We start from the raw sequence: 15134 nt of genomic DNA, 5'->3' as shown, positions 1-15134 counted from the left end.
TTGAATACAAACCAAAATATTCTATTATTTCTCAACATTAGTAAAAAAAGAAGGTGAACTCTTTAAAGAGTTCACCTTCTTTTTTACTTCTTCGCCTTCGTTCCTACTAAATCACCAGCAACAACATAACGCTTAGAATTATCCTTTACAGATACACATGTAATAAGCGTTATCTCATCTTTCCCATGATCCTCTACAACTTCCCACTTATCAGGAGTTACTTCAGATACACCAGTAACCGTATACTCATATTCATTTTCATTGTCATACAAATAAATTTTATCGCCTTTTTTCAAAGAAGCTATATCACTAAATAAAACACCTTTTTTAGACATATTATGTCCTGCTAATGCGTAATTTCCTTTTCCCATAACTTGATTCTCTTTTACTGTCGCTGCACCTGATAATAAGTTTTTTTCAGTAGAAGCTTTTAAAACAGGCAGTTCTACTGAAACACTTGGAATCGAAATACGACCAATTACTTGTTTCTTATCTAATGATGCATTCGCTACTTCCGCCAAGTCTGGTTGATTAATTTTGGAAGCATCTACAAATTCCGTCTCATGCTTTTCATAATCCATCTTTTGAACAGCCTGCACATTTTCAGTCTGTTTCTTTTCAGCCTGATATCCATCATAAAATGGCTTTCCAATTAATACGCCACCTACAACAAATAGCAGAATTGCTACTATACTATAAATTCTTTGCTTATTCATACACAGTTCCTTTCCCTTACAAAATCTTACTCTATATAAAATGATAAAATAATATCGCTATATGTACAAGTATTAGCTTAAAAAGAAACCTTCTTGCCAGTGCAAGAAGGTTTCTTTTTAAGCTAATTTATTTCTGTATAGTGATACGTGAAATACTGTCATTTGAATAAAGAAAATAGAAAATAGAATATATAATGGGTATCCAGGAAGATATTCATTAATAATAGGCGAAAAAGTTAAAAATCCAACTGCACAAGGTAACACAAACCATAACGATACAAATGTTGTTCGACAAGCTTTATCCGTAATCGCTTTTTCACGTTCATCTTCTAGCGGAAATAATAATGGATACATCCAAAAAGATAAATTCTTATATTTTTTCTTTTGAATTCTATAAAAAATTGTAACTATAATTGCTCCAATAAATAATAAAATGAATGGTACTCCATTAAACCATACTTCAAATGGGAATTTCTCGTTTTTAATTATATCTGCTAACTCTGTAATGACACTATAAAATTCAACAAATGTCCAGCATGCTAAAGCAGTATAAAGCACGTTTATGATATAAGAAAAAACAATTCTATTCATCCTCTTCCCCCTCCTTATTTAAAACAAACACATCTTCCATCTTTAACTGAAACACATCACAAATTGTAAGTGCTAATAACAACGAAGGAACGTAATCCCCTTTTTCAATTGCAGCAATTGTTTGTCTCGTTACTCCAACCTTTTCTGCTAATACACTTTGCGTAAAGTTAAAACGAGCTCTTAATTCTTTTACTCTATTTAAAATGGTCAAATTTACCACCTCTCACCATTATTGTATGCTATCCTTAACAAAATGTAAACTCAACTTAACATTATTATTATAAAAAAATCCAACTTTACGTATTGTAAAGTTGGATTACTTGTTAGTTTAAAATTTTAACTTTAACTGTTCTTCTGCCCCAGCTACTTGATGAACCTTTATCTGGCATTAAAACATCAATTCTATGCCCCTTAATAGCTCCACCAGTATCGGCTGCAATTGCTACTCCATAACCTTCAACATTTACAGTCTTACCTAATGGAATAACACTTGGATCTACAGCAATTAATTTCATTCCTGGGTTTGCAGTTAGATTATAACCTTTACCACCTGGTCCCCATGCAGAAAATACTTGTTGACCTGGCGCATAACCATTTTCACCTGGATCAGCTGTATAAGCTGTAGCTTCTACATAAATTTCTTTCCCACCAGCAGTTGGCTTAGAAGATGGTTCAGGTTGTGCAGGTTCTACCTTCGAATTATTATTAGCTACTGGTTCAACCGGTTTACTAGCTTTTTCTTGCTTTTGCTTTTCAGCAATTTCTGCTTGCGCTTTCGCTAAAGCTTCTTGCTCTGCTTTTGCAGCCGCTTCTGCTTTTGCACGCTCTTCTGCCGCAATTCTTGCTGCTTCTTGTTCACGAGCAATTGTTTCTTGTACTGCCTTCATATTTGATTCAATTTTAGCTTTCTCTTCCGCTGCTAAATTAAGTTGGCTTGCCACTTCATTATATTTAGCTTGAACTGTTTGCAAGTTATCTTGACGTTTTTTCAAGTTATCTTGCAGTTCAGCTTGTGCTTTTGCTAATTTTTGTTTATCTACTACTAAAGATGCTTCTTTTTCGTCAATTGTTTTCTTGTCCTCTTCAATTTGACGAAGATCTTGTTCTTGTAGACGTAAAATTTCTTTATCAGCTTCTAGAATAGTAGAAACTGCGTTCATACGTTGTAAGAAGTCTGCAAAGTTTTTTGACTCTACTACAACTTCTACTACTAAACTTGTATTTGAACTGTTTTGAACAGAAACCATACGTTTTCTCATAATATCTTTACGAGCAAGGACTTTATCCTCTAAAACGATAATTTCTTCCTTTTTTTGTTCAATCTGCTTATGTGTTTCATCAATTTTACGTTGAATAGCAGCTTGATCCTCTTTATTTTTTGCAATTGTATTATTTAAATTATGTAGTTCGTTTTCGATACCTTTAATTTCTTTACTAACAGCTTGCTTTTCTTGCTCTTTCTTTTGCATTTCTGCATCGTTTTGTTGCAATTGCTGTTGCATGTTGTTAAGTTTCTCGTCGTTTGACTCTGCTTTAACAGCGACTGTACTAGAAAGACCGATAATTCCTGCTAATACTAGACAGCTGATTCGCTTAAAATAGTTCATAATCCGACTCCCTTCTTATACAGTTATACATGATTTATTTTACAGTTTGTTTACAAAACGATTAAATACAGTTTATTTTTCGTGACGAAAAAAAGAGAATTATGAATAAAATGTAATAGATTCTTAAATATTTAACAATTCCTATATTTAAAAAATACAAAAGATGCTAAAATCCAAATATAGAGAAAATATAACTTTCGAAGGCGGTTGAAATAAATACATGTTTACTCAAAAAAAATCACTCCAACATACAATTGCTCAATTAGAAGAGCGTATACAAGAATTAGAATTAGAATTAAAACAAAAGGATATTGAAAAGCAAGAGACTATTTCTACTATCCACGATCGTGTACAAAGCGTTGTCCAAGAGCATCAACTTGTAAATAACCAACACAATACACTTCAAAATTTAGTTCAACAATTAAGTTCATGTTTCGAAAATGTTCCAACACGTACGACACATTCCAATGAGTTAAATAATGAAATGTTACAAAAGGAACAAAGCTTAATTCAGTCTATTGCAGAAATTATTGACTGCTCTAATGAAGGAAAAGAATCCGTTCACCGTTTACTTATTGTAATTAATAAATTAGGTGAACAATCTCAACGCACGTCTAATAGTATGAATCATCTAAGCGAACGCTCAAAGGAAATCGAGCAAATTGTAGAAGTCATTCAAAACATTGCAGCACAAACAAATTTACTTGCATTAAATGCGAGTATTGAAGCCGCACGTGCTGGGGAGCACGGTAAAGGATTCGCTGTCGTTGCCAATGAGGTAAGAAAACTAGCGGAAAGTACAGCAGAAAGTACAAAAAACATCGGCAACTTAACGAAAAAAATTCAAGAAGAAATTGAAAAAGCATATGATAACACAAAAGATAATTTACATTTAGTCGATGAAGGTGTAGAATTGAGCGCCGATACAAATGCTAGAATTGAAAATATTTTAGTTATGATTCAAACGTTACAAAATGGTGCTACAAATGTTATTAAGGCTATCGAAAACCAAAAGTCTTGTAATGATGACATATTACGAGAATTCGCTAACACACAACAAATGTTCCAAAAATTAAATACTACTATTATGAATCATATTCATGATGCTGAAAAAGTCGATGTTCAATTGTCTAAAAGTCTTCAAGAAACAGTAACTTCTTAATTAAAAATAAAAATCCCTTATACTGCTATAAGGGATTTTTATTTTATTTTGAATATTTATTTCTTTTCAATATTCATCCATATCTTTGTTATAATGGAAAAGTTGTTTCTTTCAACTAATAAACAAGGAGGTTATTATGGAACAATTTTACTACGTTTTAAAATATTTAATTCTCGGTCTGTTCCAAGGACTAACAGAACCAATTCCGATTTCTTCAAGTGGTCATCTCGTTTTAGCACAACATTTGCTAGGACTAAAAATAGAAGGGTTTAGCTTCGAACTACTTGTTAATTCAGCTTCATTATTAGCTGTATTACTTATTTATAGAAATGATTTAATTCGTCTAACGAAGAATGGTCTCTCTTATATATTTACAAGAGCAGAAGACGCAAAATCAGATTTCTTCTTTATTATTTATCTTGTTATTGCAACCATTCCAGCAGGTGTTATTGGTGTTTTATTTAAAGATTACATCGATCAGTACTTAAAAGGTGTGAAGATGGTTGGGATTTCCCTTCTTATTACTGCTGTCGGCCTTTGGATTATTAGAAATTTACGCGGTCGTAAAAATGATGGCGACCTTTCTATGAAAGATGCAATCATCGTCGGATTAGCACAAGCTTGCGCACTGATTCCCGGAATAAGCCGATCTGGTGCCACAATCGTAGCAGCAATGTTACTTGGTATGAAGCAAGAAACAGCTCTTCGCTTCTCATTCTTACTATAGCTTAGGTGGCTTGTTGTTAAGCATTACAGACATTGCAAATGATCCAAATCTAGACACATTATTCGTACCATATGTCGTTGCATTCATCGCAACATTTATCATGACGTATATTTCACTAAAATGGTTTATGAACATTATGGCAAAAGGAAATTTAAAATATTTCTCTTTCTATTGTATTATCGTAGGTGTACTTACTCTTATTTTCTTATAAAGTAAAACTTACAAATTGAAAGCGAGTCATCTAGTGTAATAGAATGACTCGCTTTTTTATACCTTTATTAAGTTAAAACCTATCATTTACTTTGAATTTTCTGAATAGTATAATATTATTTAAGTTCACTATTACAGTAATTCTATCTTTCCTACTATTATCGTAAAAGAGGTGTTTATATGTTTATAGTTACTAAACTCATTCACATTAAGTACGGATATGAAAATGAGCTATTTTATGGGCTTAAACAATATTATCCTTCCCCTGGAACGAACGGTTGTATTAACATAGAGTTTTCACATGTTCATCGTACAAATGATAAGGCAGAATATATGATTCGTATGTTATGGAAAACACAACAAGATTACCATACATGGCTTTCTCAAAAAGAAGGCAATGAAACTTTGAAGCAAAAAATACAAGGCTATATCCTTTCTTCCAAATCAAATGCTACCTATGTGCATTAACCCTTCTCTTTTTATTCCTTACGAGGGATAAAATGATAAAGCGAAACTTTAATCAGCCCTCATCAATTGGGCTGTTCACAAATAACGAGGTAAGGACCCTCTTATTTTTCATACTGTAAGAGGGCTTCTCTTATGCATACACTTTCTTCTCTTGACAATACAAACGAATAACATGTTTATTTTGTTGAAATACATCATGCGTCAGCCGAATAATAATAAAGTTTCGTTTTGTTTGATCATCATGAACAAAAATCTGTTCTCCCTCCTGAAAACGCCATGCACTTTCAAAAGTCGTAATATGATCCCCACTTACAGAAAAAAGTTCATATCGCATCTCTTGTACCCTCTCTCAACTTATATAATCATAATATCCTCATATTAAATTTATTATAACTTAATTCCTATAAAATTAGTAATTATTTCTATTTCGAAAGATTTTAACTTTGTATTTAAATATTTTTAGCGCTATAATGATAAACGAATTTTTATTGAAAGGAGTTTTACTTTGACTGCATATTTATTTCCAGTGAAAACAGCATTTATTTTATTTCCCTTTTTAGCAATGTTTCTTTTAATTCCTTTTTTAATATTTAATTATCGAAAATACGGTTATTTAAATAAATGGCGCTCATTTATTTTATACTCATTATTACTTTACTTATTAAATGCCTATTTTCTTGTTATTTTGCCGTTGCCACAAACGTTTGATACTTGTAGCCTACAACCGGCTAATACACAACACATGCAACTCTCACCATTTTATTTCATACAAGAGATTAGTAGTCATACATCGGCAGTTTTAACGAAACCAACTACTTATTTCTACTTATTAAAAGAGTCTGCGTTTTTACAAGTTGCCTTTAATGTTCTATTAACTGTTCCATTCGGCATTTACTTACGTTATTATTTCCGACGTAGTTTCTTACAAACAATTTGCATTTCCTTTTTCCTTTCACTATTTTTTGAGCTAACACAAGTGACTGGATTATACGGTATATACAATTGTGCATACCGATTATTTGATATCGATGATTTGTTTTTAAATACATTAGGTGGCGTAATTGGTTTTATCATTGCACCAATATTTACGTACTTCCTTCCGAAGACAAACGAGTTAGATAGTCATATTAATTTGGAAACGAAACCAGTCGGATTCATTCGTCGCCTTATCGCAATGCAAATTGATTGGATTTTCTTATCTATCGTCGTACCTGTCGTTAAAAACAAAGGAAATTCTTTCTTCGTTTCTAATATGCAATCTTACACCAATATGTATGAACTCATTTTCATTACGTGTTCAATCCTTATTTACTTTATTATTATTCCATACTTTACGAATGGAAAAACAATTGGGAAAGCATTGCTTCGCATTCACGTGAAAGGAAAATCAAATCGTATTACATTAAAAGAACTATTTATTCGCTACGGTATATTTTATTTTGCGCTAGGCGGAATCAATTATATTCTTTCTAGTAGCTCTATTTTAAATCACACAGAGCCTTTAGTATTACTCGTTACATTGTTATTCCTATTTATCATTAACGGCCTATTCATTATTCATATTTTACTGCATGTATTTAGCCGTGATAAACTACTATTTTATGAACATATTAGTCATACAAGAAATGCAATTACACTAAAAAAAGCTGACAAATAATTATTTGTCAGCTTTTTTATATACATAATATGAAACTTTAATCAGTGGGGGTCTTACTGCCCGGCAAATAGCGGGATAAATAACTTTTCTGCATAAGGATTAAAAAACATTCCAAGTTCATCTAGAGATTTCCTCACCTGTAAAAACGAATGAAACTCTGGATATATATCTTGTAATTGCTCATATGATAATGTATGCATTTTCCCCCAATGCGGACGCCCTTCATACTTCAGAAAAATTTTTTCCACTTCGCCAAAGTAAGCAGCATATTTCATACCTTTATACATATGAACAGCGATATACGCTGAATCTCTTCCATAGGCTGGACTAAGCCATATATCATCCCCTTTTACATAGCGGCATTCGATCGGAAAGTGCACCTTATACTTTTTCTTTTCAATAAGATTTGAGATTTCTTCTACAACCGTCCTCATATACTTTGAAGGAATGCTATACTCCATTTCATAAAATGGTACCGTACGTGATGTAGCAAATACTTCATAGCTCGGGCCAATTATTTTTGTGTTTGGTACAGCTTTAGCTGATAATCGACTCACTCCTTTACTTATAGAAGGAAACCATTTACACCCTTTAGATAGTAAAGAGAACATCCTATTTTCAAGTAACTCCACCTTTAGTTTATGCCATTTCAAATCACTGCCTTGATTCGTTGTTTCGTTCGTAAGTTTTACTTGTACTTCATCAGAATAAGGAAAAACGAAAAATTCAAAATGACGATGCTTCTTATATTCTTCTAGTTTGTTCATTACAGTGGATAATGACTGTTTTTCACTTTCATAAACGAGTGAATACGCTGGAATAACCTTCAATTTTATCTTTACAATGATACCTAACATTCCAAGTGACAACTGAAACGCTCTCCAATATTCTACGTTCTCAGCTTCCGAACAAACTATACTCTCACCATTAGATAGAACTGCCGTAATCTCTATAACTTGTGTTGATAAGCTCCCAAAGGTAATACCCGTTCCATGAGTCCCCGTACTAATCGCTCCTGCAATAGATTGCGAATCAATATCCCCTAAATTTTCTTGCGCATACCCTTTTTCCTCAAGTAACTTCCCTAAATCATATAACTTTGTTCCTGCCCATACTTCAGCAACCATCTTCTCTGCATCAATATTCACAATACCCTTCAATTCATCTAAAGAAACTAAAACTTCTTCCGTTTGCACAAGGGGTGTAAACGAATGTCCTGAACCGACAACACGAATTTTCTTCCCCTTTTTTCGCGCAAGTCCCACAACTTCTACTACATCTTGTATACTTTCTGGATACATCGTATAATGCGGCGTTCCTTCTACATTCCCTGTCCAATTTCTCCACTTTTGTCCCTTTATAGAAAGCATTGGCCATCCCCCCGATATGTTGAATACTCCCCAACAATCTCTCCTTTTTTAACACGATACAAAAAGGGAAAACGCTCACATAACTCACCAGCTTTACTATGGCGAAACAAAATGGACTCTCCTATATCCACTCGTTCCTCACCTTTATAAAAAATTGGCGTTTGTACCTCGCCAGCACCTTCTAAAGCTAATAGTTTTGCACCCTTCGGTCTCCAAACTTCAGGCTCTTTATCTTTTCCAACTGCTCCTGAAGCAATATATCCACCACCTAGGCAAGTGTAAATAAACGGGGCTGGTTTACGCACAACTGGTAAGGCAAATCCGACCGCTGGATAAAATTTCACCTCTTTATAATAATCAAACAGCTTCGGAGAATAAAAAGCAGAACCTATTGTAATCTCTGAAACTGAATTATCTTTCTCGGTTGTTTTTATACTTCCTGTTCCGCCTCCATTTACAAACCTTAGCTCAATACCAAGGTTTTGTATTGCTTTTACAATATGTTCTCTTCTTTCTTTCACTTCTAGCACTGATTTCTGCTTTAAATATGAAATTATTTTACTTTTCAACCATTGATTCGGTATATGATCTCCCACCCCAGCAATTTGAGCTTCATAACCCATTACACCATCTAACATTAAATATGATGACCTTCTCACCTTTTCTACTACTTTCAACGCATCCTGCACATTTTTTACTGGGGACCTTTGTACACCAAAATGAAATTGAAAGAAACGACTACTCATATCAATATCCAAACAAACACGAAAACATCCTTTAGATTTCTCAGCAATGCTTTCTAAATACACAATATGCTCTTCACAATCCACCATACAAGTTATAATGAAACCTTTCTTTGTTAACAAACTAATTTCATACAGAGCTCTTTCATCGTAAGCAGGATATCCAAGCAATAAATCATTAAATCCTTGTTCTATTAAAAATAAAATCTCTCTAGGTGAAAAGCACATAATACCTTGAAATCGATCATTTGCAGCTAAAATCTTTTGCATAATCGGAACAGAGCGTAACGATTTACTCGCTATACGAATCTTCTTATTTCCACTTAACTCTATAATCGATTGAATATTTCTATCTAAAGCCATTTCATCCAAAAATGCACACGGTAATGGAACTTCTTTAAAAATTCCTCGATCCACATTTTTCTCTCCTCTTCTCAATATGTCTTATACATATTGGAAAGAAAGTGTGATTTTCCTGTTTGCAAATAAAAAAAGTTTCTTCTTTACGAAGAAACTTTTTGAAACTACTTCATAGAAATAGTCGCCTCTACTGGATAATGATCAGAGTAATCATTATACGTATATTTTTGGAACCACGATGTAACAGTCCATTGTGGAGATTTCGGCTGTAACACCTTATTCTCTATATATGATGGGTTCGCATGGTCTTTACTTGCAATAATATAATCTAAATACTCAGCAGGACTATCAGGGAAATTATATTTTGCAATACTGTTTGTCGTTGCGTCCCAAGTCGCTGTATGTCCAGTATAAGATGGTACAGAAGCGTTCAATGTTTTAAACATAGATGCATACTCTGAATCATTCTTGTTCTCTGCATTAATTTTATTTACGTTCATATCACCGCCAATTAACACATACTCATTATTTGGTATATTTTTATTTTTAATAAAGTCTTGAATTTCTTTTAATTGGTCTGTACGTACAGATGCAGGTGAAGTTTTTCCGCACATACTATCTTCCGCTTGCAAATGTGTACCAATCACGTGAACGAAGCGATCATTTTTCTTAATTTTCGTGTATACAAATCCTTTATTCGATAAATTATCTGGCCCGCATCCTTTTGCAAATACATATTGAATCTTTTCAGCGATTGGCCATTTGCTCACAATCGCAACGCCACCATCTTCAGGAGTTGAAGATGAATAGTTTCCTAACGTTTTATCCCATTCACTTCCACTACTACGACCTAATACTGCTGTTTGATTTGGATATTCTTTCTTCAAATTCCCTAATAAACGATCTGAAGCGCTATTATCAAACACTTCATTTAATATAACTACATCTTGATTCTTTATATAATCTGCCGCCCCGATTAAATCAGCACGCTCAGTTTGTCCCCAGTTCGGATATAAGTTTGTTGATAGCATATATACATTATGCGTCATCACTTTTAATGTATCATTTTGATTTGTAGACACTTCTGCTTGAGCTGACGTTCCGCTATATAAAGCTCCTAAACCAACACCTAAGCTAAGTACACCTTTTAGCAATTTACATTTCACGTTTCATACCCCCATGTATTGTATAGTGATAAAAAGGCCAAATACTCTATTCTGAGATTTGACCTTTTTTAAATACTTAACGATTTCCGTACGTATCAAACCAAAGCTGAATATATCCAGCAGTAACACGTTGTGCATCCATTAAACGCTTACCTGTCATTGGTGTAACTTCAGCGCGCCATTTATCTGCATATTCTTGTGATACAGCAGCTCTCACGAACCAATCTTTCGTATTATCATTTACAATGCCAGCGTAATCTTGTTTCGCAACTACTGCTGCTCCATGAATCCAATCTTCTGGATTCGTACCTTTCCAGTTCCAATATCCATTTCCATCCGTTACTTTATAATTATCTTTTATCGTATCTACAAAGTTTTCATATTTAGAATGGAATCCTTGTGGATACGATAGATTCGTAAAGTTTGCCGCATGCATCGGTTGGTTTACATCCCCTAAATAATGAAGAGATAATCCTAAATAGAAGAACACTTGTTTCATATCTTTATTTTTATAAGACTCACCAGCTAATTTAAAATATTTAGCTCCTGTTTCCTTTGCTTGCTTTGCATACGGAATATAAGTTTTCCCATTGTCAGGGTCATAGAAATGTGAAGCAAATGTGCTATTATCATAATAAGGATTTTCATAGTCAGCAGCATAAATACCGTTCTCTAACTCCGTACGCCATTCATTTAATAGTGCAACTCGATCTTGTTTTACAAGTGTTGTATTACGAGACATAATATCAATTGCACGGTTTACAATCCATAAATGAGAATTCACGCCTTCTTTATGTTTATCTTCAGCAGACCAGCGCGGAATAACTCCAAATCTCTGTGCCCCATCATTTTCATGAGCAAATGCAACACTTTGTAATGGAGCAACTAATGTAATAGCTGCTGCTAAAGCAAGTACTTTCTTTTTCATATAAAATCCTCCATTTTATAATTGAATTATTGTAAACATTTTGTTAGGATCCTATGATGTCGTCCGGTTAACCTATGACTAGAATATCCCACCTTTCACGAAATTTCTATCACTAAATTAAAATATGCAAATGTTCATATCATTATAACTTTATACACAGTGAATATAATGAATGAATACACTTTCATTTTAATAAACTATTATTAAGGCTTGTCTAAACTAATGTAAAAAAAAGTAAAGCATCTGAATGCTTTACTCTTTTTTTCTATTCGATAATATACTTGGCAATTGTACATTAACTGCTAACTTATGAATAAATCCAAACACTAGTCCAATCCCAATAAATATGTATAAGATTGTAAATATCTTTCCGAAATCAGTTTGCGGACTAAAATTCCCATCACCGACAGTCGTCAACGTGACCACACTAAAATATAAAGCGTCAATAGGATGTAATCCTTCAACTGTACTATAAAAAATCGTACCCGATATTAAAGTCAGAATTGTTAATACAAATAATACTTGAAATTCTTTATCTTTCCACGCTCGTAAACAGGCTCTTAACATTCGCTTTAAAGTTAACAAAAATGAAAGCATTAGATTCTCCCTTCCAAACAAAAATACATTGAGTCAAAGGAAAGTCTATCACCTTTCAGTATAGAAAAAAAGTAGCCCTCTTCTATTTCTAGAAAAGGGCTACTTTATTCGATTCTATCTTATTTAGGTGAAACAAGAATTTTCACTTGTGTTTTATCTTTTACCAGTGCTTCAAATCCTTCTTCAACAACTTGATCGACTGTAATTTTTTTCGTAATTAATTTCTCTGCTTGAATTTGACCAGAGCTAATTAATTTAATAACGGCTGGGAAGATGTGACGGTATCCTAAAATACCAATAACTTCTTTTTCTTTTAATACTAAATTATTTGGAGTAATTGTTGCGTCTTTTTCCCATACACTAACAATTACAGTTTGTCCTTCAAAGCTTGTACTTTCAATCGCTTGACGTAGTACAACTTCAACACCTGTTACTTCAAAGCTAACATTTACCCCTAAACCATTTGTTAAGTTACGAATTTCAGCTAACACATCTTGAGTTGCTGGATTTAATACATAATCCGCACCTGCTAATTTCGCTAACTCTTGACGTTCTTTAGAAAGTTCAACTGCAATAACAGGAGTTGCTCCTGCTGCTTTAGCTGCTTGGATAACAAGAAGTCCAATTGGACCGCAACCAAATACCGCTACAGCTTCCCCTTCTTTTAATTTACTTTGACGTACTGCATGAACTGCTACTGCTGCTGGTTCTACAAGCGCACCTTGTTCATACGTCATTTCATCTGGAATGTGATGAACCATATCTTCTGGTACTACTGTATATTCAGAGAAACCGCCGCCTTCTCCGCCAAGACCGTGGAAAACAAGTTGTTCACAAACATTGTAATGTCCATGTTTACAAGCTTCACATTTACCACAAGAATAAATTGGCTCTACAACAACGCGGTCTCCCACTTTATGAGATGTAACTCCTTCACCAATCTCTATTACCTCACCACTAAACTCATGACCTAAAATAACAGGTGCTTTCACATGTGTTAATGGATGTTCTTCTGTTGGAATAAAAATAGGCCCTGCTAAATATTCATGCAAGTCTGTCCCACAAATACCACACCATTTAACTTTGATTTTCACTGTTCCTGGTTTTACTGTTGGTTCTGGTACTTCTTCTACTCGTACATCACGTTGATTATGCCAAAGTAGTGCTTTCATTTTATACATCCCTCTCTATGTATATACTTAACCTGGTGAAGTTTACAATTCTATTATAATACTTCTATCCATATATTTCAAAAAAACAATCACATTCCCACTAATTTTTTACAAATAACGTTCAATATTTTGTCACTTTGTACTTTTTTCCACATCTGTTAATTCAATTTCATTGCAGGTGAAATTAGCATTGTGCCATAATAGCATAGGAGAGGTGAATATCGCTTGAAATATTTTATTTACTTTATCGTTATCGTGGCATTTTTAGATACATTTTCACAATTACCTATTATGAGTACTTTCGCTCAAAGCCTTGGAGGAACTCCTCTTATTATCGGGCTAGTTGTCGGTATGTACTCATTCGCTAATATGATCGGTAATATTATTGCTGGAGCCGCTGTCGATAAATTTGGTGCAAAAAAAATCCTTTATATAAGCATGGGAATTACGAGTTTCATAGTCTTGTTATACACCGTTGTTCAAAGTGGTGAACAACTATTAGTTGTGCGCTTTATGCATGGATTTAGTGATGGCTTTTTAATTCCTGCTGCCTTTACATTTTTATCAAAACAAACAAATGCAAAAAGACAAGGAAAAGCAATGGCTCTATCTGGTGCTGCTGTTGGAACAGCCGCAATCGTAGGACCTGCTTTCAGCGGTATTATGAAAGCAACAGCTGGCGTAGAATGGGTCTTCATTACTATTTCTATTTTAATGGCTCTTGGTACGATCGTATCTCTATTCTTCTTACCAAATAACGTATCAAGAAAAGATACATCAAGAACACAAATGATGAACAAAGAAGATATGGTTGAACTTTTAAAATCAGAACCGTTATTACAAGCATATATTGGTGCTTTCACATTAATGTTTTCACAAGGAATTGTCACTTACATGTTACCAGTAAAAGTTGAGGCATTAGCGCTTAAAGCATCCACAACAGGCATGATGTTAAGTGTATTTGGTATAACTGCTATCCTCTTCTTCTTACTTCCAACAAATCGTATTTATGATCGATTTAATCGTTCGAAACTAATGCTAATCGGAATTGCAGTTATGGCATTCGCATTATCTTTACTCGGATTATTTGCTACAAAAGGTATGCTCTTTATCGTAATGATGATTTATGGAATTGGATTCGCAATCCTCTTTCCATCTATTAACGCTTTACTCGTTGAAAATACTACAGACGATAATCGCGGAAAGGCATTCGGATTATTTTATGCCTTCTTCTCATTAGGAGTTGTTGCTGGCTCCTTTACAGTCGGCGCAATCGGAGCATCACCTAGCGTCAGCTTCATTATCGGGACAGCATTTTTATTAACATTTGCTGGGATGATTTATGTAAGAAGCAAAGTAAAAAAGACAATGATGGGATAATCCATCGTTGTCTTTTTTTTAATGCATATTGATATAACTCGTAATATAATGGAAGCGTTGGAATAATGCCAATTAATTTAAATATAAAAGGTAACCGCTCATCTCCTTCTTCATATAAACGAAAAACAAAAACTGTAGTTAAAGTCCAAATGACGCTAAACAAGAAGATACATTTCCAAACAATTGAGGTTAATATTTGTATATCAAATACAAAACCAAAGAGCCCTATCGAATAGAACTCTTTTTGCCCAATATATTACTTTTGTGTATAACCAAATAA

At 33.7% G+C, this 15134-nt stretch carries 15 protein-coding genes and 2 pseudogenes; 5 read left to right on the top strand and 12 right to left on the bottom strand.

The genetic code is table 11. The features are described from left to right. Nucleotides 1-83: 83 nt before the first annotated feature. From NST90_RS03430 to NST90_RS03415, 4 genes are all read right to left on the bottom strand, one after another. Complete coding sequence (locus NST90_RS03430) at nucleotides 84-716, bottom strand: class A sortase (RefSeq protein WP_001041727.1); 633 nt, start codon at nucleotides 714-716, stop codon at nucleotides 84-86. 117 nt (nucleotides 717-833) lie between these two features. Further along, a complete protein-coding gene (locus NST90_RS03425; RefSeq protein ID WP_001080043.1) occupies nucleotides 834-1307 on the bottom strand; it encodes a hypothetical protein in 474 nt (157 codons plus the stop codon). Continuing rightward, on the bottom strand, nucleotides 1300-1518 hold the full coding sequence (locus NST90_RS03420; protein ID WP_000154019.1) for a helix-turn-helix transcriptional regulator: 219 nt from the start codon (nucleotides 1516-1518) through the stop codon (nucleotides 1300-1302). Before NST90_RS03420 ends, NST90_RS03425 begins: the two co-directional genes overlap by 8 nt. A gap of 112 nt (nucleotides 1519-1630) precedes the next feature. Further along, on the bottom strand, nucleotides 1631-2914 hold the full coding sequence (locus NST90_RS03415) for a 3D domain-containing protein (protein ID WP_098272686.1): 1284 nt from the start codon (nucleotides 2912-2914) through the stop codon (nucleotides 1631-1633). Between the two features lie 220 nt (nucleotides 2915-3134). Between NST90_RS03415 and NST90_RS03410 the strand changes: the two genes are divergently transcribed. The 3 genes and pseudogenes from NST90_RS03410 (at nucleotide 3135) to NST90_RS03400 (ending at nucleotide 5481) form a co-directional block, all read left to right on the top strand. Beyond that, entirely contained in the window at nucleotides 3135-4076 is a 942-nt protein-coding gene (locus NST90_RS03410) for a methyl-accepting chemotaxis protein (protein WP_283748119.1), read from the top strand. Nucleotides 4077-4212: 136 nt separating this feature from the next. Then, a pseudogene (locus NST90_RS03405) lies at nucleotides 4213-5014 on the top strand (undecaprenyl-diphosphate phosphatase). A gap of 179 nt (nucleotides 5015-5193) precedes the next feature. Then, nucleotides 5194-5481 (top strand): hypothetical protein, encoded by a 288-nt coding sequence (locus tag NST90_RS03400; protein ID WP_025710079.1) that lies wholly within the window; start codon nucleotides 5194-5196, stop codon nucleotides 5479-5481. A 130-nt stretch (nucleotides 5482-5611) separates the two neighbouring features. Here the strand turns inward: NST90_RS03400 and NST90_RS03395 are convergent, their stop codons facing one another. Further along, a complete protein-coding gene (locus NST90_RS03395) occupies nucleotides 5612-5815 on the bottom strand; it encodes a hypothetical protein (protein WP_001268332.1) in 204 nt (67 codons plus the stop codon). Between the two features lie 171 nt (nucleotides 5816-5986). Between NST90_RS03395 and NST90_RS03390 the strand changes: the two genes are divergently transcribed. Next, entirely contained in the window at nucleotides 5987-7138 is a 1152-nt protein-coding gene (locus tag NST90_RS03390) for a VanZ family protein (protein WP_000128027.1), read from the top strand. Between the two features lie 53 nt (nucleotides 7139-7191). Here NST90_RS03390 and NST90_RS03385 read toward each other — a convergent pair whose 3' ends face one another. From NST90_RS03385 to bdhA, 6 genes are all read right to left on the bottom strand, one after another. Next, nucleotides 7192-8508, bottom strand: coding sequence for a D-arabinono-1,4-lactone oxidase (locus NST90_RS03385; protein ID WP_025710080.1), 1317 nt, complete (start codon nucleotides 8506-8508; stop codon nucleotides 7192-7194). Further along, entirely contained in the window at nucleotides 8496-9668 is a 1173-nt protein-coding gene (locus tag NST90_RS03380; RefSeq protein ID WP_006920837.1) for an amino acid deaminase/aldolase, read from the bottom strand. The genes NST90_RS03385 and NST90_RS03380 overlap by 13 nt, the downstream gene beginning before the upstream one ends. Nucleotides 9669-9775: 107 nt before the next feature. Next, nucleotides 9776-10777, bottom strand: coding sequence for a sphingomyelinase C (gene sph / locus NST90_RS03375; protein ID WP_000649835.1), 1002 nt, complete (start codon nucleotides 10775-10777; stop codon nucleotides 9776-9778). Nucleotides 10778-10853: 76 nt separating this feature from the next. Next, the gene (gene cerA, locus NST90_RS03370; protein WP_088322390.1) at nucleotides 10854-11705 is read right to left on the bottom strand and encodes a phospholipase CerA; all 852 of its coding nucleotides are present in this window, start codon (nucleotides 11703-11705) and stop codon (nucleotides 10854-10856) included. A gap of 252 nt (nucleotides 11706-11957) precedes the next feature. Continuing rightward, nucleotides 11958-12302, bottom strand: coding sequence for a potassium channel family protein (locus NST90_RS03365; protein ID WP_025710081.1), 345 nt, complete (start codon nucleotides 12300-12302; stop codon nucleotides 11958-11960). Between the two features lie 119 nt (nucleotides 12303-12421). After that, nucleotides 12422-13474 (bottom strand): (R,R)-butanediol dehydrogenase, encoded by a 1053-nt coding sequence (bdhA, locus tag NST90_RS03360; protein ID WP_000645827.1) that lies wholly within the window; start codon nucleotides 13472-13474, stop codon nucleotides 12422-12424. Nucleotides 13475-13699: 225 nt separating this feature from the next. Here bdhA and NST90_RS03355 point away from each other — a divergent pair, with 225 nt between their 5' ends. Further along, nucleotides 13700-14854, top strand: coding sequence for an MFS transporter (locus NST90_RS03355; protein WP_000873272.1), 1155 nt, complete (start codon nucleotides 13700-13702; stop codon nucleotides 14852-14854). On the opposite strand, the pseudogene NST90_RS03350 reads toward NST90_RS03355, so the two are convergent. Beyond that, nucleotides 14775-15083, bottom strand: a pseudogene (locus NST90_RS03350) (hypothetical protein); the annotation flags it as partial. The gene NST90_RS03355 and the pseudogene NST90_RS03350 sit on opposite strands and share 80 nt — an antisense overlap. Between the last annotated feature and the right edge of the window lie 51 nt (nucleotides 15084-15134).

Origin of the sequence: Bacillus sp. FSL E2-8900, assembly GCF_037966225.1 — a bacterium.
GTDB lineage: Bacteria > Bacillota > Bacilli > Bacillales > Bacillaceae_G > Bacillus_A > Bacillus_A cereus.
The sequence above is the reverse complement of the archived record's forward strand: the minus strand, read 5'-3'. Positions and strand labels throughout refer to the sequence as shown.